This window comes from Stenotrophomonas sp. KH_052, assembly GCF_057838755.1.
The window spans coordinates 675,813-697,532 of the sequence record NZ_CM174475.1 but is presented as its reverse complement, the minus strand read 5'-3'; the positions used below and the strand labels follow the sequence as shown (position 1 = coordinate 697,532).

The window sequence follows — 21,720 nt, the reverse complement described above, 5'->3', positions numbered from 1 at the left end:
TGTTCAAGGCTTATCCACAAGTTGCTGATCCGTCTCAATTTTTGAGATTGAACGGAAGTTCAGGGCTGTGGACAGCGCGTGAAACATCGGCCGCGCATTCATCCAAAACGGGCTGGAAGCGGCGCCAGACTGCGCAAACCGTGCACAATGAGGCCATGTGCCTGCTCGCTCTTGGCTGGATGCACCACCCGCGCTGGCGGCTGGTGATGACCGGCAACCGTGATGAGTTCCACGCCCGCCCGACGGCGGCGCTGGCCCCCTGGCAAGATGAGACCTCCGTCATCGGGGGGCGCGACCTGCGCTCCGGTGGTGGCTGGGCCGGCGTCGGTGCCGCAGGCCGGATGGCAGTGGTCACCAATGTGCGTGATCCGCTGGCCGCCCAGACCGGTCCTTCACGGGGCGCGCTGGTGGCCGACTTCCTGCGCGGCCGCGACCCGGCCGCCGTGCATATCGACCGATTGGGAACGGTGGCCGGCGCCTACGCGCCGTTCAACCTGTTGCTGGCCGACGGCCACAGCCTGGAGTTCCTGGGCAACCACCCCGCCGAGCGGCAGAGCCTGGGCCCGGGCGTGCATGGCATGTCCAACGGTGCGCTGGACGCGCCCTGGCCGAAGACCCGCAGGTTGATGGCCGCCCTTGAACACTGGCTGCAGGAAGACGGGGGCAGCCCCCTTTCCCAGGGGGAAAGGGATTTGACCCCACTCTGGGATGCCCTGGCTGACGAGCACCGCCCCGCCGACAGCGACCTGCCCGACACCGGCATCGGCCTGGAGCGCGAGCGCTGGCTGAGCCCGGCCTTCATCCGCGGCGACGACTACGGCACCCGTGCCAGCACCGTACTGCTGATCGACGCCGACGGCCATGGCGAGATCCACGAGCGCCGCTTCGGCCCACAGGGCGCAGCCAACGGACAGAGTCACGTCATTTTCTGACCGGGTCGTGCCGGCCGCTGGCGGGAATTCCTTTCCAGCAGGGTAGTGCCGGCCGCTGGCCGGCAACCTCTGGATCTTCGGATGCACCACACAGTTGCCGGCCAGCGGCCGGCACTACCGGGCATCGTGTTGTCGCGATCCGCATGACAGCAGCCGCCGCCACGGCGTGCCGATAGCGTCATTCAGCTTGCCGAAGCAGCGCCATTCCGCCCGTGCCACAAGGCATCCGCCGCTGCGCCCCCGCCTGTGCCCTTTTTGCAATCGGCACTGTGTCTATAAATGTCGCCCGCAACCTTCCAGGGTGTCCCTGCCCGGCGCCATGCCGCGCGATCCACATTCACAAGGAGGCCCAATGCGCCGCATCCTCATCCTGATCGTCACCCACCTGCTCACCCTCGGCCTTGGCTTCGGCCTGGGGGTGTACTTCCTGCCGATCCTGATTGCCCCCGATGACCCGCCGGTCGCACAGGTGCAGGCCGCCATGACTGATGCCCCCTACCGCACCACCTTTCGCCGCGACCTCAAGGGCAGCGATGCAGTGCATTGGGCGGAAGGCAAAGTCAGCGTCAGCCCGCGCCAGGTCGCCTTCGACGGCAAGATGGGGCCGGGCCCGGACTACAAGGTGTACCTGGTTCGCGACTTCGTCGACAACAAGGCCGACTTCCTGAAGATCAAGGCACAGGCGCAGCGCATCGGCGAGGTGAAAACCTTCAGCCGTTTCCTGGTGGACGTGCCCGACAACGTGGACGTGGACGACTACACCACGGTCGTGGTGTGGTGCGAGCGCTTCTCGCAGTTCATCTCCGCCGGGCAGTACCGCACGCCGGGTTGAGGAACACGCGGCGTCGAGGTAGTGCCGGCCGCTGGCCGGCACTCTGTCCGCCCTGCAGGCATCGTGACGCTGCCGACCAGCGGCCGGCACTACCGATGCGCGGTTCACGCATATGGAAGAAGGAGGCGGAGCCGGCCGATAAGCCGGGTTCTGTCGTGGACAGTCATTCCTCTAGGCGTTACGTCACCGCAACGCTCAAGCAACCTACCCGGATCCAACGCGGGCCGCGCCAAAGGATCCCTATTTGGTCTTGCTCCAGGTGGGGTTTGCCGTGCCGGTCTGTTGCCAGACTCGCGGTGCGCTCTTACCGCACCATTTCACCCTTACCGGCCTTCCGAAGAAGACGTAGGCGGTATCTTTCTGTTGCACTTTCCGTCGGCTTGCGCCGCCCAGGCGTTACCTGGCACCTTGCCCTATGGAGCCCGGACTTTCCTCGGCACCCCCGAAGGGATGACGCGACTGTCTGGCCGACTCCGCCAGCGCGTATTCTAGCGTACATGGGCACTTCCTGCCCGTCGCGTTCTGGTAGCGCCGGGCCATGCCCGGCGGCTGTTCGATGCCGCGCTACGCTCGCCGGGCATGGCCCGGCGCTACCGATCAGGACCCGTACAATGCCTTGCGTGGTGCGCCGGTCAACTCGGCGGCCAGCTTGGCAGCGGTCGACGGCGGCAGGTGCTCGCTGAGCTTGGCGTAGACCTGGCGGCCATGGGCCAGCTGCGCTTCCTCGTCATCACCGGCGCCCTGCACCATCACCACGAACTCGCCCTTGCGCTGGTTGTCATCGGCCTCAACCTTGGCCAACAGACCGGCCAGGTCACCATCGAGCACGGTCTCGAACAGCTTGGTCAGCTCGCGGGCCAGCACCGCCGGGCGCTCGCCGCCGAAGATCGCCGCCATGTCAGCCAACGACTCGGTGATCCGGTGCGAGGATTCGTAGAAAACCATCGTGCGCACTTCACCGGCCAGCGCCTGCAGGCGGTCGCGGCGACCGCTGGCCTTGGCCGGCAGGAAGCCCTCGAAGCTGAAGCGGTCGCTGGGCAGGCCGGCCACGCTCAGCGCGGCGATGGCGGCGCAGGCGCCGGGAATCGGGCTGACCTTGATGCCTGCCGCACGCGCGGCACGCACCAGGCGGAAACCGGGATCGCTGACCAGCGGGGTGCCGGCATCGCTGACCAGTGCCAGCGATTCGCCGGCCTGCAGGCGCGAGACCAGGCGCTGGGCCAGGGCTTCCTCATTGTGTTCATGCAGGGCCACCAGCGGCTGCTGGATGCCGAAATGGGACAACAGCTGGCCGCTGCGACGAGTGTCTTCGGCACAGATGGCCGCCACCGAACGCAGCACCTCCTGCGCGCGCGGGCTCAGATCGGCCAGGTTGCCGATCGGGGTGGCGACGACGTACAGGGTTGGGACACTCATTTCAGCGGTACTCACGGGGCAAGGGTAGAATCGTAGCGTGTACCCGGCCAAGGCCGCTGCCCTCATCGCATGGACCCGATCATGAACAAGCCCGCCGCACGGATCTCCGCCCTGTCGTTGTCGCTGATGCTGCTGGCCGGCTGTGCCACCACCAGCCTGACCAGTGCACCCGAATCGCCGGCCCAGAGCCAGGCGCTGGCGCTGATCGAACAAGGCAAGCCGCGCGACGCCGCACTGCAGCTGGAAGGCCTCGCCGCCACCCTGCGCGGCGGTGCCCGCAGCAACGCGCTGGCCGACGCGGCCTGGGCCTGGCACCTGGCTGGCGACAGCGCGCGCGCGCGCAGCCTGCTGGGCCAGCTCACCGCCCGCCAGCTGTCCGGCGCCAGCCTGCAGCGTTACCAGTTGACCGGCGCCGAGCTGGCGCTGGCCGACAAGCAGCCGGCGCAGGCACTGGCACTGCTGAAGGACCATGCCGACAGCGTTGCGGTCGGCCTGCGCACACGCTGGCTGCTGGCCCGCGCCCAGGCCCTGCAGGGCACCGGCGATGCATTCGGCGCTGCCAACGAGCGTGCCCGCGCCCATGCCGGCCTGACCGGCAGCGCGCGCAGCGAGAACCAGGCTGCAATCTCCGGCCTGCTCGGCACCCTCGACGATGCCACGCTGCGCAGCCGTGCCGCCGCCCTGCCAGCCAACGACCCGCTGTACAACTTTGCCGGTCGCGCGCTGATCGCGCGCGGCCTGCCGCTGCCGCGCCCGTTCGACCGCGATGGCGCGGCTCAGTTCGACACCAGCAAGCGCCCGCCGGCGATGAGCGACGGTTACCGGCCGCCGGCCAAGCTGGCCGTGCTGCTGCCGCTCAGCGGGCGCCTGGCCACCGCCGCACAGCCGGTGCGCGATGGCCTGCTGAGCGCCTACTACGGTGAAAGCCGTCGGCGCCCGGACATCAATTTCATCGACACCGCCGGTACTCCGGCCGGTGCCCTCGCTGCCTACGACAAGGCCGTCGCCTCCGGTGTCGACTTCGTGGTCGGCCCGCTGGGCCGCGACGAGGTGGACGCGGTGTATGGCCGCCAGCAGTTGCAGGTACCGGTGCTGGCACTGAATCGTGGCAAAGACGCGCCGCCGGCCGGCAGCGCTGGTTTCTCGCTGGCACCGGAAGACGACGGCATCGTCGCCGCCGAGTACCTGCGTGGCCGCGAACGCAACCGCGCGCTGGTGATCAGCAGCAATGACGACACCGGCCGTCGTTCCGCCGCTGCCTTCGCACAGCGTTTTGCCCAGCGCGGCGGCCAGGTCGTGGCTACCTTCAACGTCAGCGATGCCGTCGGTGATGTCGGCGCGCAGGTGCGCAATGCCGGCCAGGTCGACGCCGTGTTCCTTGCCGTGCGCGCGCCGCAGGCCCGCCTGCTGGCGCCGCAGCTGGCGTTGGCCGGTGCCGGTGGCGCCACCCGCGTCGGCACCTCGCAGCTGACCGTCGGCAGCGGCAAGGTGGAAGAAGACGTGGCGCTGGACGGCATCGTCTACCCGAACGAAGCCTGGAACGTGCGCAGCGTGTCCGGCCTGCCCTCGGCCAGCCAGGTGGCCAGCACCCTGCCCAGCGCACGCGGTGCGGCCGGCCGCCTGTTCGCCTTCGGTGCGGATGCCTGGAAGATCACCGCCTACCTGGACAAGCTGTCCAACGAAGGCGGCCTGGACGGTGCTACCGGCACCCTGTTCCTGGACAGCAACGGCAACATCCTGCGCCAGCCGGCATGGTCGACCTTCAATGGCGGCCGGCCGATGCCGATCGTCGGTGGTCGCTGAGCGCAGCCAACGGGGCTCGGCGGTGGAAGCCGCCGCCGAGCAGCATCTGCAACAGGCCGGGCTGCAGCCGCGTGCGCGCAACGTGCGTTATCGCGGCGGTGAACTGGACCTGGTGATGGACGATGCCGGCACCGTGGTGTTCGTGGAAGTGCGCTACCGCGCACGCTCCGATTTCGGTGGCGGCGCCGCTTCGGTGGATGCGCGCAAATGCCGGCGCCTGGCGCATGCCGCGCAGCTGTACCTGCAGGACAACCCGGCACTGGCCAATGCGCCCTGCCGTTTCGATGTGGTTGAAGCCAGTGGTGAACCGCCGCAGCTGCGGTGGCTGCGTGATGCATTCCGGCTGGATGACTGCTGATGGTTACCGTCCGCTCTGGTAGAGGCCGACCTTGGTCGGCGCTTCTGTGCCAACCAAGGTTGGCACCTGCCAGAGCGCAGCCTGGCCGGCACTACCACGGTGCGTGACTGATGCCTTCGATCATCACCCATGCCGCTGTGCCGTTGGCACTGTGGTGCGCCGCTGATCGTGGCCGCATCCCGCCGCGCCTGCTCGTGGCCGGCGTGATCGCAGCGATGCTGCCCGATGCCGATGTGCTGGCCTTTGCACTGCACATTCCCTATGCCGATGCGTTCGGACATCGCGGTGCCAGCCATTCGTTGCTGTTTGCCTGCGTGCTGGCGACATTGGCCGCAGTGTTGGCGTTCTTTGGTAGCAGCCGACCTTGGTCGGCGGTTCCGTGCCAACCAAGGTTGGCACCTACCTTGCAAGCAGCGACACTCGTCTTCGTCTGTGCCGCCAGCCATCCGCTGCTGGATGCGATGACCTCCGGTGGCCTCGGCGTTGCGCTGGCCTGGCCGTGGAGTGAACAACGCTTCTTCGCACCGTGGCGACCGATCCGCGTTTCACCGTTCGCGCCGCAGTTCTTCAGCGCGCGTGGCGTGGCCACCCTGCTCTCTGAACTGCGCTGGGTGTGGCTGCCGCTGGCCACAGCCGTCGTCGCCTGGAAACTGATCCAACCCGCTCCTGCTACCCCACGAGATCCGTCATGAGTCCTGTCCTGCCTGCTGCCCTGATTGCCGAACTGTCCGCCCTGCTGGGCGCGGAGGGCTGGCGCATGGATGACAGCGCGCTGGAGGCCAACGCGCAGGACAACTCATGGCGTCACCAGCGTCCCGCAGCGGTGGCGCTGCCGGCCGACATCGAACAGGTGCAGGCATTGGTGCGTGCCTGCCGCGCGCATGGCGTGGCGCTGGTCGCGCGCGGTGCCGGTACCGGCACTACCGGTGCCGCCGTCCCACAGCCGGGCAGCATCGTGCTGTCGTTCACCCGCATGAATCGCATCGTCGAGATCCGCGCCGGTGATCGTTGCGCGGTCGTGCAGCCGGGTGTGCTCAATGGCACCCTGCAGCAGGCGCTGGCCCCGCATGGCCTGTTCTGGGCACCGGACCCTTCCAGCGCCGAGATCTGCAGCATCGGCGGCAACCTCGCCTGCAACGCCGGTGGCCCACGCGCGGTGAAGTACGGCACCAGCCGCGACAACGTGCTGGGCCTGGTGGCAGTGACCGGCACCGGCGACGTGATCCGCTGCGGCGGCGCCTACACCAAGGACGCCACTGGCTACGACCTCACGCACCTGCTGGTGGGCAGCGAAGGCACGCTGGCATTGATCGTGGAAGCCACCCTGAAACTGACCCCGCTGCCGGTCAGCCAGGCTGGTCTGCGCGTGCTGTACCGCGATGCCGATGCCGCCGCTGCCGCAGTGTCGCGGTTGATGTCACAGCCTGTGGTACCGACCCGCCTCGAGTTCATGGACGCGCGCAGCCTGGAGCTGCTGCGCCTCAACGGCGCCGATGTTCCCCAGGCCGGTGCGATGCTGCTGGTCGAAGCCGATGGTGACCACGACACCCTGCCCTACCTGCTGCAGGCGCTGGCCAGCGCTGCGGAAGGCGACGGCATGATCGAGCTGGACGTGGCGATGGAAGGCCGCGCACGCGACCAGCTGTGGGCCGCACGCAAGGCGCTGTCGCCCGCACTGCGCAGCGTCGCGCCGGGCAAGATCAACGAAGACGTGGTGGTACCGGTGTCGCGCATTCCGGAACTGGTGGCCGGCGTGCAGGCACTGGCACGTGACTACGCACTCACCATCGTCACCTTCGGCCATGCCGGCAACGGCAACCTGCACGTCAACATCCTCTACCACCCGGATGATGCCGACGAGAACGCGCGCGCGCATGCCGCGCTGCCAAAGATCTTCGAGCTGACGCTGGCGTTGGGCGGCACGCTGTCGGGGGAACACGGCATTGGCCTGGCCAAGCGAGATTTCATGGCGAAGGCCTTCACCGCAGAAACGCTGGCGACGATGCGAGCGATCAAGGCCGCGCTGGACCCGGACGGCATCCTCAACCCCGGCAAGGTGCTGCCGCCGGTGTAGTGCCACTGCCAATGTGTTGACGACGACCCGCAGGAGCCCTCCCCTGCTGGAGGCGTCGCACTGTGCCCGCTACGGACCTTCACGCTGCCAGCCGTCAACTGAAGCTCCATCCGGTGTCCAGTGTGCTTTGCAACTTGTTGCATGGGAAAACTGCGCCTTTGCCAGGAACATATCGCCAACAGCACCACACAGCTCTGACCCACGCCCGCCGTGAGCGCCAGCTGCCTGGTCCAGCGAGCCTGCAGTGACAGCACCATCGGCATCTCTGTGAGCCGTTGGCAACCGCCGAACGGGTTGGGTCGAAGCAACAGCGCCCACGCCCTGCGAACAAGGATGCCGAGATGTACAAGCCTCTCTATCCCCATGTCATCACCACTCTTGGCGAAGCCGCTGCGCGCCTGCCACATGACCTCGCGCCGATCCTGGAGCAGGCCCTGGCCGCGGCCAACGATGCGCGGTCGCTGGCAACGGTCACGTGTGAGTCCTGCCTGCAGCAGCGTCGCGGCAGGCAGCCGCAGGCTGACTGAGTACTGGGTGTGCAGTTGCAGGCAGCTTAGCGACATTTGTAGAGCCGAGCCCATGCTCGGCTGCCCTTGAGCCACATCGCGATGAAAGCCGCGCTTCGCGCGTGAGCCGAGCGTAGGCTCGGCTCTGCAGCGTCGATGTCATCCAGCAACCGCGCACCGATACGGCAGCACCCGATCATGCCCGGCGGTTTCAGTCGCGTGGCAGCGCCGGGCCATGTCCGGCGTTCCGGATCAGGCGAAGTGCTGGTAACCGCCGTTGGCGGCTTCGCCATCCAAGTGCACGCCCTGCCCTTCGGCGATGCGGCCGATGCGGGTGAGCGGCACGTCCAGCGATTCGGCCAGGTAGTGCAGCGCGTCGCGCTGGTCGGCGGCGGCGGTGAAGCACAGTTCGTAGTCGTCGCCACCGCGCAGTGCGCAGTCGCGCGCATCGTCGCGGCCGAGCAGCTCACGCAGCGCGTGCGAGATCGGCAACGAGTCGGCATCCACATGCGCGGCCACGCTGCTGCGCGTGGCGATATGGCCCAGATCGGCCAGCAGGCCGTCGGACACATCCACCGCTGCATGCGCGAAGGCACGCAGGCGCAGGCCGAGGGTGACCCGCGGCGTCGGCCGCAGCAGGCGCAGGCGCAGGCTTTCGTAGTCGGCCAGCAACGTGGCGGTGGCGACGCTCAATGCGGCCTGCTGCCAGAGGCGCAGCGCACCGGCGGCATCGCCGAGTGTGCCGCTCACCCAGATGTCATCGCCAAGCTGCGCGCGGTCGCGACGCAGGGCCTGGCCACGACCGACCTGGCCCATCGCGGTCACCGACAACGACAGTGGGCCACGTGTGGTGTCGCCACCGATCAGCGCGATGTCGTGCTGGTCGGCCAGTGCGAAGAAGCCATCGGCGAACGCATCGATCCAGTCTTCAGACGCTTCCGGCAACGACAGCGCCAGCGTGCACCAGGCCGGGCGTGCACCCATCGCTGCGAGATCGGAGAGGTTGACCGCCAGCGTCTTCCAACCGATATCGAACGCAGGGGTCTCGACTGGGAAGTGCACCCCGCTGTTGAGCGTATCGGCGGTGACCACCAGTTGCTCATTGGCGCGCGGCTGCAGCAACGCAGCGTCGTCGCCGATGCCGAGCAGGATGTCGTCGCGCTCGAGGGTGCGGGCGCGGATGCGGTCGATGAGGGCGAATTCGGCCAGGGACATGGGGCGTTCCCGCTGTTGTACGTGCCGCGCAGGGCGCGGTGGGCGGTAGTGCCGGCCGCTGGCCGGCAACCTCAGGATCCCTGCAGCTGCCGGCCAACGGCCGGCACTACCGCAGGCGGGTCAGTGACCCGATTCGACCTTGCGCAATTCCACGGCGGCACGATCCAGCACGCCGTTGACGTAGGTATGGCCGTGTTCGGAACCAAAACGCTTGGCCGATTCGATGGCTTCGTTGATCACTACGCGGTACGGCACGTCCAGGCGGTAGCGCAGCTCATAACCGGCCAGGCGCAGCACGGCGCGTTCGATCGCATCCACTTCTTCAATGCCACGGTCCAGGTACGGGCCGAGGGCCTCGTCGATGTCGCGGCGGTTGTCGAGCACGCCATGCATCAGCGCTTCGAAGTACGCCAGATCGGCGATTTCGCGCGCCTGCTCGTGGGCGAACTGGGCGATCAGCGACTGTGCGTTGCCGCCGGAGATCTGCCAGGCGTAGATGGCCTGTACGGCACGACGGCGCGCGCGCGAGCGCAGCACCGGGTCGACGCCATCGCGGCGGACGGGCTTACCGGAGGGCTTGCCCTGGGTGTTCTTGTTCATGGCAGTTGCTCCAGCAGGTTGACCATTTCCAATGCGGCGAGTGCGACTTCCTCGCCCTTGTTGCCATGGCTGCCGCCTGCGCGGGCCTCGGCGTCTTCGGCGCGTTCAACCGCCAGCACGCCGTTCAGTACCGGCACGCCGAAGTCCAGCTGCACGCGCATCAGGCCTTCGGCGCAGCGGTCGGCCACGTGTTCGTAGTGGCGGGTATCGCCACGGATCACGCAGCCCAGGGTGAGGATGGCGGCGTGCTCATGGGCGGCGGCCAGACGCGCGGCGACCAGCGGCAGTTCCCAGGCACCCGGTACGCGGATCACGTCGATGTTGGCTTCGGCAATGCCGTTGCCGGCCAGGCTCTGGCGTGCGCCAGCGACCAGCGTGTCGGTGATGCGGGCATTCCAGCGGCTGGCCAGGATGGCGAAGCGCGCCGATTCGGGAGTGCGAAGATCGCCTTCGTAGTGGCTCATATGCGGCTTGGGGGACTCGATAAGGGGGTAATTCTAGCGTGGATGGGCCCCGGCCGTGGTTGGCGGGGGCCTGCAGGGTGTGCCGACCAACGGTCGGCACCCACCTTTGGCGGAGGTGTGGTAGTGCCGGCCGCTGGCCGGCAATCCCGGGGATGCAGTTGCCGGCCAGCGGCCGGCACTACCCATTACAGGGTAACCGTCTCCACCACTTCCAGGCCGTACCCGGCCAGCCCGATCTGGCGACGCGGGGTGCCCAGTACCCGCAGCTTGCCCAAGCCCAGGTCGGACAGGATCTGCGCGCCGGCACCATTGCGGCGCCACTGGCTCACATCCTTGTCCTTGCCCGGTACCACCGGCGCCGGCTGCTGGCGCAGGCGGGCCAGCAGGGCCTCGCCGTCGCGCGGGGCCGACAGCACCACCATCACGCCCGCGCCCTCGGCATCGATGGCGCGCAGGGCATCGGTAGCAGCCACGCCGAAATCATCACGGCGCCAGTGCAGCAGGTCGGCCAGCGGGTTTTCCACCTGCACGCGGACCAGGGTCGGGGTGTCCGCATCCGGGGTGCCGCGCACCAGGGCGAAATGCACGTCGTGGGCGATGCGGTCGCGGTAGGTCACCAGCTTGAACGGGCCGAACTCGGTCTCGATCTCGCGCTCGTCCACGCGCTCGACGGTCTTTTCGGTGGCCAGGCGGTAGGCGATCAGGTCGGCGATGGAGCCCATCTTCAGGCCGTGCTCGCGGGCGAACACTTCCAGTTCCGGGCGGCGCGCCATGCTGCCATCCGGGTTCAGGATCTCCACAAGCACTCCGGCCGGTTCCAACCCGGCCAGCATGGCCATGTCCACGGCCGCCTCGGTGTGGCCGGCGCGGGTCAGCACGCCGCCCGGCTGGGCGATCAGCGGGAAGATGTGGCCCGGCTGGTGCAGGTCCGACGGCTTGGCATTGGGCTTCACCGCAGTACGGATGGTATGCGCGCGGTCATGCGCCGAGATGCCGGTGGTGACACCCTCGGCGGCCTCGATGCTGACCGTGAAATTGGTCTGGAACTGCGCGGTATTGGCCTGCACCATCGGCGCCAGGCCGAGATCGGCGGCGCGGGTACGGTTCAGCGGCAGGCACACCAGGCCACGGCCATGGGTGACCATGAAGTTGATGTCGCTGGCCTTGACCAGCTCGGCGGCCATGATCAGGTCGCCTTCGTTCTCGCGGTCTTCGTCATCGACGATGACGACCATGCGGCCCAGGCGGATGTCTTCCAGGATCTCCGGAATCGGGGCGAAATTCATGCTGCATCTCCATGCGGGTGCTGACCGTTGGCCGGCACACTGATCAGGCGCTCCACGTATCGGGCGACCAGGTCGATTTCAAGGTTGACCGCACTGCCCACGCCCGCGGCGGAGAAGGCGGTGTTGGCCACGGTGTGCGGGATCAGGGCGACTTCGAAGCCCTCATCATCCACTTCGTTGACGGTGAGGCTGACGCCGTCCACGCAGATCGAGCCCTTCTTGGCGATGTAGCGGCGCAGCGAGGCCGGCGCGGCGAAACGCCAACGCTGGGCACGCGCGTCTTCGTGGATGGACAGCACCTGGCCGAGACCGTCCACGTGGCCGCTGACCAGATGGCCGCCGAGGCGGTCGGTCGGGCGCATGGCGCGCTCCAGGTTGATGACCGCCCCTTCGGACAGCTGGCCGAGCGTGGTCAGGCCCAGGGTCTCGGTGGACGCATCGGCCTGGAAGCTGCTGGCGTCGAACGCAATGACGGTAAGGCAGACGCCGTTGATGGCGATGCTCTCGCCCATCTGCACGTTGTCGAACGGCAGGCTCCCGACGTTGAAGGTGAAGCGGACATCGCCGCCGATGGATTCGCGTGCGGCCAGACGGCCGACGCCTTCGATGATTCCAGTAAACAAGAAACGTTCTCCGCGAAAAGTGAGCGAAAAACGCCGCAAGGCAAACAGGCGGGCGCAGGGCCACAAAGGCCCTGTAGCACCGTCTTCTTTCATCCGGACTATACCGTCGGCTCCGGCATTGGACCGGATCTGCTGACCCCCGGCGGTAAGGCCGGAGCGCTCGCGGGCTCGTGCTTGCGCACCTACCGCCGGTGGGGAATCGCACCCCGCCCTGAAGACGTTTGTGTACCGGCGAACCGGCCGGCGTAGTGTACCAGCCCCTGCTGAACGAGGTGGATGACGAGGTCGGATCCCTTTCCGCAGGAAAGGGCTCTGCCCCGCCTATGGGTCCGTGGCAGCGCAGGGGGGTCAGAGCCGTTCTCCTCTGGAAAACGGATCCGACTCCGGCCAAGCCTGCCGCAGGCTGTGACGGCCGTCGCTCGCAATCTGTAAAAATTTCATTAACATGCGCACCGGACGACATGAGGTCGCCACGGGCCGCCCGCTGGGCAGGTCCGCCAATGGACTGAAATTCACAGGAATTCCCATGCGCAAGATCCTGATCGTGGCCGCTCTGCTGGCCGCCGCTCCGTTCACGGCGTCGGCTGACGCCCTGAGCTACACCTACGTCGAAGGCGGCTGGACGCAGGTCAAGGTTGACGACAACGCACTGGACGACCCGAAGGTCGACGGTGGTTACCTGCGTGGCTCTGTGGCCGTGGCCGAGCAGGTCTACGTGTTCGGTGGCTGGTCGCGCACCAGCAAGACCTACCACTACAGCGACGGTTCGCTGAAGGTTGAACTGAATCAGCCGGAGCTGGGCATCGGCTACCACATGCCGTGGACCGACCGCGTCGACTTCACCGCCGACATTGCCTGGGTGCGCCAGAACGCCGAGCTGACCGATCGTTATGACGGCTACAGCGACCGCTACAAGGACCACACCAACCTGGCCCGCGCCACCATGGGCATCCGCGGCAAGCCGTCGCGCATGACCGAAGCCTGGGCCAAGGCCGGTTACATGGACGGCGGCAACAACTACAAGGGCACCTGGGTCGGCACCATCGGTGGCCAGATCAACTTCACCAAGACCTGGGGTCTGGTGGGCGAGATCTCCGGCTACCGCGACGTCACCCAGTACTCGGCCGGCGTCCGCGCCAGCTTCTGATCCAACGATCGCTCCTCGTCGTGCGATCGAACGGGCCCCGCAAGGGGCCCGTTTTTTTGGCCGCTGTACTCCCCCACGTGGCCCCGTCGCGCCATCGAAAGTCCACGCAGATGCGCTAGGCTTGCGCGCCTCTGGAACAGGAAACACCGTCATGAAGACCCCCATCCGTACCCTGCTGGCCAGCGCCCTGCTGTGCGCTCCCCTGGCCGCCACGGCCGCCACGGCCACGCTGTCGCCCGAACAGGCGTTCGACCTGTATGCACGCACCCTGCTGGAAGACGACGCGACCGCCACGCGCGCGCTCAACGACGCACTGAAACCGGCATTCGAAGGCCAGGACGCTGTGACCCCGAACCCGGGTGCGCTGGCCAAGGCATTGGCCGAACCCTGGCAGACCGTACTGGCCAGCACCGGCGCCAAGGTCGACGCTGCAGCCACCGAAGCGCTGTATGCCAAGGCCCTGCGTGATTCGAAGTGCCGCGCGACCAAGAGCGCGATCGAAGACAACGAATACGTTGAAGACCAGAAGCTGGCGCGGATCACCTTCAGCTGCCAGCTGCCCGACCTGGGCAAGGTGCGCCCGCTGTTCGCTGCCAGCCTTGCATCCGACGCCAGCCCGGCCTCGCGCAAGCAGTTCACCGATGCCTACACGCAGGCGCTGCAGAGCGGTGCGCGCGTGCCGGTCAGCGGCACCTTCACCCTGTACCCGGCCAAGGACAACGGCTACTGGTACAGCGGCAACTTCGATGACCTGGTGGGCACCGTGACCGGCGCGCTGGCACCGTTCGAGGACTGGATGCAGGACGCGCAGGCGGCCAACGCGCCGAAGGTGACCGGCGTACCGGGCTGCGACCTGCTGCTGCAGCAGCATCGTGCCTGCGTGGCGAAGATCGCACCGGACCAGATCAGCGGCGTGGACGCCATGGCCGAGGAACTGAAGGCCAAGGCCCAGGTGCAGTCGGCCGATGAGATGACGCAGGAGTGCAAGGCACTGCGCCCGATCGCCGAGATGATGTGGACCGACGAGTGCGCGTAAGCCACGTGTAGAGCCGAGCCCACGCTCGGCTCGTGGTCACGGATGACGACTGCATCCGCACTTTCAGAACCATTGCATGGCCCTGTGCGACCTGCATGGTCAATGCTGTTGCCCTCTTCCATCGGGGCAACCGCATGAAACACCGCACGACGTCGACCATGGTCATGCTGATGGCGCTGCTGGCGTTGACGGCGTGCGGGCAAGCCAAAGTACCCAAGTCCAGGATTACGACCTTCTCGGTCATCCCAGCGGTTGCCTTCGAGTCAACCCTGCTGAGCGACAGGCAGCTGGATGCGTGGATGAGCGAAGACGACGACTGCCACGCGTTCCTGATGTATCACGATCAGTGCGCAGTGCTGGTATTGCCGCATGAGTACGACGACGGTTTTACCCGTCACCAGCTGCGATTGAAGGCGAAGAACCTGCCGGGCGAGGCACTGGGCGCGTACTGCCGCAACCTGCATGCGCTGTGGAAGCAGCAGTGGAAGGGCCAGTGCCCCATCGGCGAAGAAGACGACGAGGATGCCTGACGACAAGGGCATCGCCCCTGCTTCGCGTCATTCCCTCAAGGGCGCAGCAGCAGCAGCCTGATGTCCTCGCCGACCTGACGCTGGTCAACCACACGCAGGCGACGCTGCTGGTCCATGGCATCGATACCGATACCGGCCAGCAGCGGCCGACCGGTATCGCCCAGCAGCGTGGGCGCTTGATAGAGCAGAAGCTCATCGACCCAGCCGCCGCGCAGCAGTGCCCCAGCCAGGGTCGCGCCGGCTTCGGTATGCACTTCGTTGATGCCGCGTTCGGCCAGCAGTGCCAGCACCGCGCCAAGATCGAGACGGCCCTCAGCACTGGGCACGCTGGCAAATTCTGCGTCGGCCGCATCCGGTGCACTCACTGCAGCAGCGTGCAGATACAGCGTCGGTGCCCCGCCCTCGCGCACACGGCTGCATTCGAGCGAACGCAGGCGCGAATCCAGCACCACGCGCAGTGGTGGCATCACCTCGGTATCGGCCAGGCGCACGGTCAGCATCGGATCATCAGCCAGCACCGTGTCGGCGCCGGTGAGGATCGCACCCGCACGCGCGCGCCAGTGCTGCACGTCTTCGCGCGCGGCCGGCCCGGTGATCCACTTGGAGCTGCCATCGGCCATCGCGGTACGGCCATCGAGGCTGGCGGCCAGCTTCACCCGCAACCACGGTCGGTTGCGCTCCACGCGCGACAGGAAGCCCTTGTTGAGCTCACGCGCCTGCGCCGCCATCAGCCCTTCGGCGACCTCGATGCCGGCATTGCGCAGCAGATCGAAGCCACCACCATCGACCTTCGGGAACGGATCGCGCATCGCGGCAACGACGCGCGACACGCCCGCTTCGATCAGGGCCAGCGCACACGGCGGCGTACGACCGTAGTGTGCGCAGGGTTCCAGCGTGACGTAGGCGGTGGCACCACGAGCCTCGCTGCCGGCCTCGCGCAGCGCGAACACTTCGGCGTGCGGTCCACCGGCGCGCTGGTGCCAGCCCTGCCCGACCACACGTTCGCCGTGGGCGATCACGCAGCCGACCATCGGGTTGGGGCGGGTGGTGTAGGCGGCACGCTCGGCCAGACGCAGTGCGTTGGCCATGTGCAGGTGGTCAAGGACGGAGAACGGGTTGGTCATGCGGCCATGGTAACGCCGCCGGTGTGGATGCACGCCATCAGTGCCAACCAACGGTTGGCACCCACCAAGGCAGAGGCGGTCAGCCCTTCTTCTTCTTGGTCAGGGCAATCACATCGCCCAGCAGCTGCAGCTGTTCGGTACTGGAGGGCAGATCGCGCTCCAGCTTCTCGATCTCCTCGCGGAAATCGGCCACGTCCTCGAAGCTGCGGTACACCGAGGCAAAGCGCACATAGCCGACATGATCCAGCTTGCGCAGTTCGTTCATGACGAACTCGCCGACCTTGATCGAGGGTACTTCGCGCTCGCCGCTGATGCGCAGCTGGTGGACCACCGCACGCACCGCCGCTTCGATCTTGTCTTCGGCCACGGCACGCTTCTGCAGCGCGCGGTCGAAGCCAGCGCGGACCTTGCGCTGGTCGAACGCCTCGCGGGTGCCATCGCTCTTGACGATGGCGGGCAGCTTCAGCTCCACCGTTTCCATGGTGCTGAAGCGCTCGCCGCAGGCTTCGCATTCACGCCGACGACGGATCGTCGCGCCGTCTTCGGAGACGCGCGAGTCGATGACCCGGGTATCGGCATGTTGGCAGAAGGGGCAATGCATGGAACGCCTGGCTCAGGGAGTACCTATTGCCACGGTCATGGCAGCGTCGCAAAGGTACCTGAGAAAGGGCGTAGCAGCAAATGCTGTCTGCGCGGAAGCGCCTGCGTTTCAGCCAATCAGAGCGTCCAACGAGGTCTGGACTACCCGCTCAACCGGGTGCGGGCGGCACCGAGGCCGCGCGAGCCCAACGCAACCACGCCAGATGCCCCGCCATCATCAGCAGCGGCGGGCCGAACCCAAGGAAGGCCAATGTCGAGATTTCCCCCCGCTTGAAGGTGAAGTACAGCGTGGCGGCGACCACGCCCAGCGCAGCCAGGGCCCCAAGCGCCAGACCCACCCAGGCGACAACCGGCGATTGGCGCAGGCCGGCAAGACCACGCCACAGGAAGAGTCCGCTCAGCCACAGCCAGGACAGCAGGCCAAGAATTCCGGCCGACGACCACAGCAGCAGGATCCTGTGCTCGTCGCCGGTCAGGTACTTGCCATCCCATACGACCATCAGCCCCAGCACGGCACCCGTGCCTCCGGCGGCTACGGTGGGCAGGCCCACCAGCAGGCCGGCGATCGCCATCCAGCGTTTGTGCAGACGCTCATCCATGCAGTCGATTTCCTTCCATGGGCCGTGTCATTCGCGGCGCTTGAGCCATACCAGCATCGCGGCCGGTACCAGCATCGATGGGCCCAGCAGCAACAGGCTGATGCCTTCGGCGTGCACGGTGGCGCTCCACCACAGCGCCAGCCCCAGCGGCGGCAAGGCGGCGAGACCGCCCGCCAGCAGCATCCACCACCAGAGGCGGTGCACCTGCAGCCCGGCACGCCCCTGCATCAGAAAACCCGCGCTGAGCCACAACCAGGCCAGGCAGCCGGCAATGCCAGCCAGGCCCCACAGCGGCATCACCGTCACCGAGGCCAAGGTGCCATGACCGAACTGGCCCAGCCCCATCAGCAGCAGCATCGTCGCCGCCGCGCCGCCCATCGCCAGGCTGGGCAGGCCAAACAGCACCGCCAGCGCGGTGTAGAGGTACTTGAGGTGGCGCTCATCCATGCGCAGTTACTCCAATGCTGGGGTCAGAGCCCTTCCCTGCGGGAAGGGATCCGACCCCGGCTTCGATCCGGGTTTAGGGGTCGGATCCCTTTCCGTCAGGAAAGGGCTCTGACCCCTGCTGCGATCAACCGTAGACCGGGTACTTGCGGCACTGCGCGCTGACGGCGTCGCGCACGCGGGCGATGACGGCGTCATCGCTCGGCGCGTCGAGCACGTCGGCGATCCAGTTGGCCAGGTCCACGCAGTCCTGTTCGACGTAACCACGGGTGGTCACCGCCGGGGTGCCCAGGCGCAGGCCCGAAGTGACGAACGGCGAACGCGGGTCGTTCGGCACCGAGTTCTTGTTGACGGTGATGTGGGCCTTGCCCAGCGCGGCTTCCGCGTCCTTGCCGGACACGTCCTTGCCGATCATGTCGACCAGCATCAGGTGGTTCTGGGTGCCACCGGAGACGATCTTGTAGCCGCGCGCAATGAGCGTGTTGGCCATCGCCTGGGCGTTCTTCACCACCTGCTGCTGGTAGGCCTTGAAGCCCGGTTCCAGCGCTTCCTTGAAGGCCACGGCCTTGCCGGCGATGACGTGCATCAGCGGACCACCCTGGATGCCCGGGAACACGATCGACTGCAGCTTCTTGACCAGGTCTTCGCCGGCGCCCTTGGCGACGATGATGCCGCCGCGCGGGCCGCGCAGGGTCTTGTGGGTGGTGGAGGTGACCACGTGCGCGTGTTCCAGCGGACTCGGGTAGACGCCAGCGGCGACCAGGCCGGCGACGTGGGCCATGTCCACGAACAGGTAGGCACCGACCTTGTCGGCGATGGCGCGGAAGCGCGCCCAGTCGATCACCTGCGAGTAGGCCGAGAAGCCAGCCACGACCATCTTCGGCTTGTGCTCCAGGGCCAGGCGCTCGACTTCGTCGTAGTCGATCAGGCCCTGATCGTTCACGCCGTACTGCACGGCGTTGAACAGCTTGCCCGAGGCGTTGACCTTGGCACCGTGGGTGAGGTGGCCGCCGTGGGCCAGGCTCATGCCGAGGATGGTGTCACCCGGCTGCAGCAGGGCGAAGTACACGGCCTGGTTGGCCTGCGAGCCGCTGTGCGGCTGCACGTTGGCGTAGTCGGCGCCGAACAGCTGCTTCAGGCGGTCGATCGCCAGCTGCTCGGCGATGTCCACGTATTCGCAGCCACCGTAGTAGCGCTTGCCCGGGTAGCCTTCGGCGTACTTGTTGGTCAGCTGGCTGCCCTGGGCTTCCATCACCGCCGGGCTGGTGTAGTTCTCGCTGGCGATCAGCTCGACGTGGTCTTCCTGGCGCTGGGTCTCAGCGGCGATGGCCTTGGCCAGTTCGGGATCGTAGGATTCGATGCGGACGTCACGCGGGAACATCGGGTACTCCAGCAGGCAGGGAAAAGGGGTACGGCTCAGCCCCCGATTGTAGCCCCGCACCGGCCTGCCGGGGCCGAAACGGACGGGGCCGGCATCCCCGAAGGAATTCGGCCCCGTATGGTTTCGAGTGGCGTTGCGGGGGCAGAGCCCTTTGCGTTGCAAAGGGATCCGACCCCGAGCGCGATCTTCAGCGGCTGCTGAGCACGTACTGGGCGATCACGCCGGTCGCGATGGCCACCAGCAGCATGTTGCCGCGGTCATCGCGGATCCACTGGTGCCCGTAAGGCGGGCGGCGCAGCTGGTAGCGCGGGTAATCGTTCACCACGTAGACCGGGCCGCGGTAGTAATCGCGGTAGCGGTGGCCGACCTTCCAGCCATAGCCCGGGCCATAGGCCGGGCGGTACACCACCCGCGGCGGCGCCGGGCGGTAGTAGCGATCATGGTCGCGGTGCCATTCACGGCGATCCTGGCGATAGTCGCGCCGGGCCTCGCGACGATCACGTTCCCACTCACGACGGTCCTGGCGCCATTCGCGGCGATCCTCGCGCCACTCACGGCGGTCGTGGTCACGGCGATGGTCGTTGTCGGCGAAGGCCGGGGCCACCGCGCCGAGCGCCAGCACAGAGGCCACGGCGCCGGCCATTACTCGATTGATGCGCATGTCAGACCTCTGCTTGGGTGGGTGGTGAGCCCATATTGCGCACCCGATCTGAACCGCTTCCAGCTGGAAACGCTTCCTGCTGCGGGACTGTGACGCAGTATTCAGGCCGCAGCCAGCCCGGCAGCCCCTGCCCGGGCGCGGTGCGGAAGCGGTTCCGGCTATAATTGGCGGTATTCCTTTCAGTCTGTGCCCGCTGCCGCAACGGGAAGCTCCCCGTGACGGATCGGGCGCAGGGCCGCGCCTACGGAGACCTCATGTCCTCGCAATACATCTACACCATGAACCGCGTGTCCAAGGTGGTCCCGCCCAAGCGGCAGATCATCAAGGACATCTCGCTGTCGTTCTTCCCGGGCGCGAAGATCGGCCTGCTGGGCCTGAACGGCGCCGGCAAGTCCACCGTGCTGAAGATCATGGCCGGCGTGGACACCGATTTCGAGGGCGAAGCCCGCCCGCAGGCTGGCATCAAGGTCGGCTACCTGGCGCAGGAACCGGAGCTGGACCCGACCAAGACCGTGCGTGAAGCGGTCGAGGAAGGCGTGGGCGAAGTGCTGCAGGCGCAGGCTGCGCTGGAAGCGGTGTACGCGGCCTATGCCGAAGAAGGTGCCGACTTCGACGCCCTGGCCAAGGAACAGGAGCGCCTGGAGGCGATCCTCGCCGCAGGCGATGCGCACACCCTGGAAAACCAGCTGGACGTGGCCGCCGATGCGCTGCGCCTGCCGCCGTGGGAGGCCATCGTCGGCAAGCTGTCCGGTGGTGAGAAGCGCCGTGTGGCGCTGTGCCGCCTGCTGCTGCAGAAGCCGGACATGCTGCTGCTCGACGAACCGACCAACCACCTCGACGCCGAGTCGGTGGAATGGCTGGAGCAGTTCCTGGCGCGTTACACCGGCACCGTCGTGGCCGTCACCCATGATCGCTACTTCCTGGACAACGCCGCCGAGTGGATCCTGGAACTTGACCGCGGTCGCGGCATTCCGTGGAAGGGCAACTACACCGACTGGCTGACCCAGAAGGATGAGCGCCTGAAGCAGGAAGACAACCAGGAAAAGGCCCGCCAGAAGGCGATCCAGAAGGAACTGGAGTGGTCGCGCCAGAACGCCAAGGGCGGCCGCACCAAGGGCAAGGCCCGTCTGGCCCGCCTGGAAGAGCTGCAGTCGGTCGATTACCAGAAGCGGAACGAGACCAATGAAATCTTCATCCCGCCGGGCGAGCGCCTGGGCAACGCGGTGATGGAGTTCAAGAACGTCTCCAAGAAGTTCGGCGACCGCCTGCTGTTCGACAACCTGAGCTTCCTGGTGCCGGGCGGCGCCATCGTCGGCATCATCGGCCCCAACGGTGCCGGTAAGTCGACTCTGTTCAAGATGATCACCGGCCAGGAAAAGCCGGACACCGGCGAGATCGTGGTCGGCCCGACCGTGCAGCTGTCCTATGTCGACCAGAGCCGTGATGCGCTGGAAGGCAACCACAGCGTGTTCCAGGAAATCGCTGGCGGCCTGGACATCCTCAACATCAACGGCATCGAGATCCAGTCGCGCGCCTACATCGGCCGCTTCAACTTCAAGGGCCAGGACCAGCAGAAGATGGTCGGTTCGCTGTCCGGTGGTGAGCGTGGCCGCCTGCACATGGCCAAGACCCTGCTGCAGGGTGGCAACGTGCTGCTGCTCGACGAACCGTCCAACGATCTGGATATCGAAACCCTGCGTGCGCTGGAAGATGCGCTGCTGGAGTTCCCGGGCAACACCTTCGTCATCTCGCATGATCGCTGGTTCCTGGATCGCATCGCGACCCACATCCTGGCGTTCGAAGGCGACTCGCACGTGGAGTTCTTCCAGGGCAACTACCGCGAGTACGAAGAAGACAAGCGCCGCCGCATGGGCGACGACGCGGCGCCGAAGCGCCTGCGCTTCAAGGCGCTGAAGTAAGCCAACCGGAAAGGCCGCGCTCGCGCGGCCTTTCTCATTTCGGTAGGTCACCACCGTTGGTGGTGACGCTTTGAAGCGTACCGACCAACGGTCGGTACCCACCACCAACGGTCGGTATCCACCACCAACGGTCGGTACCCACGTTCTGCATTCGGGTAGGTCACGACCGT

Annotated in this window: 23 protein-coding genes, 1 other RNA gene and 1 riboswitch; of the genes, 11 read left to right on the top strand and 13 right to left on the bottom strand. The window is 67.0% G+C overall.

The features are described 5' to 3' along the window. Window positions 1-155: 155 nt before the first annotated feature. The gene (locus tag AC3ITW_RS03065; protein WP_100434041.1) at window positions 156-932 is read left to right on the top strand and encodes an NRDE family protein; all 777 of its coding nucleotides are present in this window, start codon (window positions 156-158) and stop codon (window positions 930-932) included. Window positions 933-1,284: 352 nt separating this feature from the next. Then, window positions 1,285-1,764 (top strand): DM13 domain-containing protein, encoded by a 480-nt coding sequence (locus tag AC3ITW_RS03060; RefSeq protein ID WP_004143632.1) that lies wholly within the window; start codon window positions 1,285-1,287, stop codon window positions 1,762-1,764. A 123-nt stretch (window positions 1,765-1,887) separates the two neighbouring features. Here AC3ITW_RS03060 and rnpB read toward each other — a convergent pair. Both rnpB and rsmI read right to left on the bottom strand, forming a co-directional pair. Further along, window positions 1,888-2,239, bottom strand: an RNA gene (gene rnpB, locus AC3ITW_RS03055) — RNase P RNA component class A. 122 nt (window positions 2,240-2,361) lie between these two features. Next, window positions 2,362-3,180, bottom strand: a complete 819-nt coding sequence (rsmI, locus tag AC3ITW_RS03050) for a 16S rRNA (cytidine(1402)-2'-O)-methyltransferase (protein ID WP_032968623.1) — start codon at window positions 3,178-3,180, stop codon at window positions 2,362-2,364. Between the two features lie 81 nt (window positions 3,181-3,261). Here rsmI and AC3ITW_RS03045 point away from each other — a divergent pair, with 81 nt between their 5' ends. The 5 genes from AC3ITW_RS03045 to AC3ITW_RS03025 all read left to right on the top strand — a co-directional run bounded on the left by AC3ITW_RS03045 (window position 3,262) and on the right by AC3ITW_RS03025 (window position 7,942). After that, complete coding sequence (locus AC3ITW_RS03045) at window positions 3,262-4,983, top strand: penicillin-binding protein activator (protein ID WP_100434040.1); 1,722 nt, start codon at window positions 3,262-3,264, stop codon at window positions 4,981-4,983. Further along, entirely contained in the window at window positions 4,973-5,341 is a 369-nt protein-coding gene (locus AC3ITW_RS03040; protein ID WP_041864472.1) for a YraN family protein, read from the top strand. The genes AC3ITW_RS03045 and AC3ITW_RS03040 overlap by 11 nt, the downstream gene beginning before the upstream one ends. 110 nt (window positions 5,342-5,451) lie before the next feature. Then, window positions 5,452-6,033 (top strand): metal-dependent hydrolase, encoded by a 582-nt coding sequence (locus tag AC3ITW_RS03035; RefSeq protein WP_012510040.1) that lies wholly within the window; start codon window positions 5,452-5,454, stop codon window positions 6,031-6,033. Further along, a complete protein-coding gene (locus AC3ITW_RS03030; RefSeq protein WP_012510039.1) occupies window positions 6,030-7,415 on the top strand; it encodes an FAD-binding oxidoreductase in 1,386 nt (461 codons plus the stop codon). The genes AC3ITW_RS03035 and AC3ITW_RS03030 overlap by 4 nt, the downstream gene beginning before the upstream one ends. Before the next feature lie 341 nt (window positions 7,416-7,756). Then, a complete protein-coding gene (locus AC3ITW_RS03025) occupies window positions 7,757-7,942 on the top strand; it encodes a hypothetical protein (RefSeq protein WP_012510038.1) in 186 nt (61 codons plus the stop codon). A 231-nt stretch (window positions 7,943-8,173) separates the two neighbouring features. On the opposite strand, the gene thiL is transcribed toward AC3ITW_RS03025, so the two are convergent. The 5 genes from thiL to AC3ITW_RS03000 form a co-directional block, all read right to left on the bottom strand. Beyond that, window positions 8,174-9,136 carry a thiamine-phosphate kinase gene (gene thiL, locus AC3ITW_RS03020; protein WP_004143456.1) on the bottom strand — a complete coding sequence of 321 codons (963 nt, stop codon included), beginning with the start codon at window positions 9,134-9,136 and terminating at the stop codon, window positions 8,174-8,176. 120 nt (window positions 9,137-9,256) lie between these two features. Then, entirely contained in the window at window positions 9,257-9,736 is a 480-nt protein-coding gene (nusB, locus tag AC3ITW_RS03015) for a transcription antitermination factor NusB (protein ID WP_004143441.1), read from the bottom strand. Then, window positions 9,733-10,200: a 6,7-dimethyl-8-ribityllumazine synthase gene (gene ribH / locus AC3ITW_RS03010; RefSeq protein ID WP_004143439.1), complete on the bottom strand. Its 468-nt coding sequence runs from the start codon at window positions 10,198-10,200 to the stop codon at window positions 9,733-9,735. The genes nusB and ribH overlap by 4 nt, the downstream gene beginning before the upstream one ends. 185 nt (window positions 10,201-10,385) lie before the next feature. Next, a complete protein-coding gene (gene ribB / locus AC3ITW_RS03005; protein WP_004143417.1) occupies window positions 10,386-11,486 on the bottom strand; it encodes a 3,4-dihydroxy-2-butanone-4-phosphate synthase in 1,101 nt (366 codons plus the stop codon). Then, the gene (locus AC3ITW_RS03000; RefSeq protein ID WP_489390053.1) at window positions 11,483-12,109 is read right to left on the bottom strand and encodes a riboflavin synthase; all 627 of its coding nucleotides are present in this window, start codon (window positions 12,107-12,109) and stop codon (window positions 11,483-11,485) included. The genes ribB and AC3ITW_RS03000 overlap by 4 nt, the downstream gene beginning before the upstream one ends. Before the next feature lie 77 nt (window positions 12,110-12,186). After that, window positions 12,187-12,332: riboswitch (FMN riboswitch) on the bottom strand. 303 nt (window positions 12,333-12,635) lie between these two features. Between AC3ITW_RS03000 and AC3ITW_RS02995 the strand changes: the two genes are divergently transcribed. The 3 genes from AC3ITW_RS02995 to AC3ITW_RS02985 all read left to right on the top strand — a co-directional run bounded on the left by AC3ITW_RS02995 (window position 12,636) and on the right by AC3ITW_RS02985 (window position 14,822). Then, complete coding sequence (locus AC3ITW_RS02995) at window positions 12,636-13,256, top strand: hypothetical protein (RefSeq protein WP_100434035.1); 621 nt, start codon at window positions 12,636-12,638, stop codon at window positions 13,254-13,256. A gap of 151 nt (window positions 13,257-13,407) precedes the next feature. Next, a complete protein-coding gene (locus AC3ITW_RS02990; RefSeq protein ID WP_100434034.1) occupies window positions 13,408-14,292 on the top strand; it encodes a hypothetical protein in 885 nt (294 codons plus the stop codon). 95 nt (window positions 14,293-14,387) lie between these two features. Further along, window positions 14,388-14,822 carry a hypothetical protein gene (locus AC3ITW_RS02985; RefSeq protein ID WP_258015241.1) on the top strand — a complete coding sequence of 145 codons (435 nt, stop codon included), beginning with the start codon at window positions 14,388-14,390 and terminating at the stop codon, window positions 14,820-14,822. Between the two features lie 35 nt (window positions 14,823-14,857). Here the strand turns inward: AC3ITW_RS02985 and ribD are convergent, their stop codons facing one another. The 6 genes from ribD to AC3ITW_RS02955 form a co-directional block, all read right to left on the bottom strand. Next, window positions 14,858-15,946, bottom strand: coding sequence for a bifunctional diaminohydroxyphosphoribosylaminopyrimidine deaminase/5-amino-6-(5-phosphoribosylamino)uracil reductase RibD (ribD, locus tag AC3ITW_RS02980; protein ID WP_100467794.1), 1,089 nt, complete (start codon window positions 15,944-15,946; stop codon window positions 14,858-14,860). A 79-nt stretch (window positions 15,947-16,025) separates the two neighbouring features. Beyond that, a complete protein-coding gene (gene nrdR / locus AC3ITW_RS02975; RefSeq protein ID WP_004143350.1) occupies window positions 16,026-16,547 on the bottom strand; it encodes a transcriptional regulator NrdR in 522 nt (173 codons plus the stop codon). Window positions 16,548-16,695: 148 nt separating this feature from the next. After that, on the bottom strand, window positions 16,696-17,145 hold the full coding sequence (locus AC3ITW_RS02970; RefSeq protein ID WP_004143347.1) for a hypothetical protein: 450 nt from the start codon (window positions 17,143-17,145) through the stop codon (window positions 16,696-16,698). Window positions 17,146-17,172: 27 nt separating this feature from the next. Beyond that, entirely contained in the window at window positions 17,173-17,592 is a 420-nt protein-coding gene (locus tag AC3ITW_RS02965; RefSeq protein WP_065722760.1) for a hypothetical protein, read from the bottom strand. Window positions 17,593-17,716: 124 nt separating this feature from the next. Further along, window positions 17,717-18,970: a serine hydroxymethyltransferase gene (glyA, locus tag AC3ITW_RS02960; protein ID WP_004143345.1), complete on the bottom strand. Its 1,254-nt coding sequence runs from the start codon at window positions 18,968-18,970 to the stop codon at window positions 17,717-17,719. Window positions 18,971-19,157: 187 nt separating this feature from the next. Next, window positions 19,158-19,631: an RcnB family protein gene (locus AC3ITW_RS02955; RefSeq protein WP_100467793.1), complete on the bottom strand. Its 474-nt coding sequence runs from the start codon at window positions 19,629-19,631 to the stop codon at window positions 19,158-19,160. 254 nt (window positions 19,632-19,885) lie between these two features. Here AC3ITW_RS02955 and ettA point away from each other — a divergent pair, with 254 nt between their 5' ends. After that, complete coding sequence (gene ettA / locus AC3ITW_RS02950; protein ID WP_004143079.1) at window positions 19,886-21,550, top strand: energy-dependent translational throttle protein EttA; 1,665 nt, start codon at window positions 19,886-19,888, stop codon at window positions 21,548-21,550. Window positions 21,551-21,720: the final 170 nt, after the last annotated feature.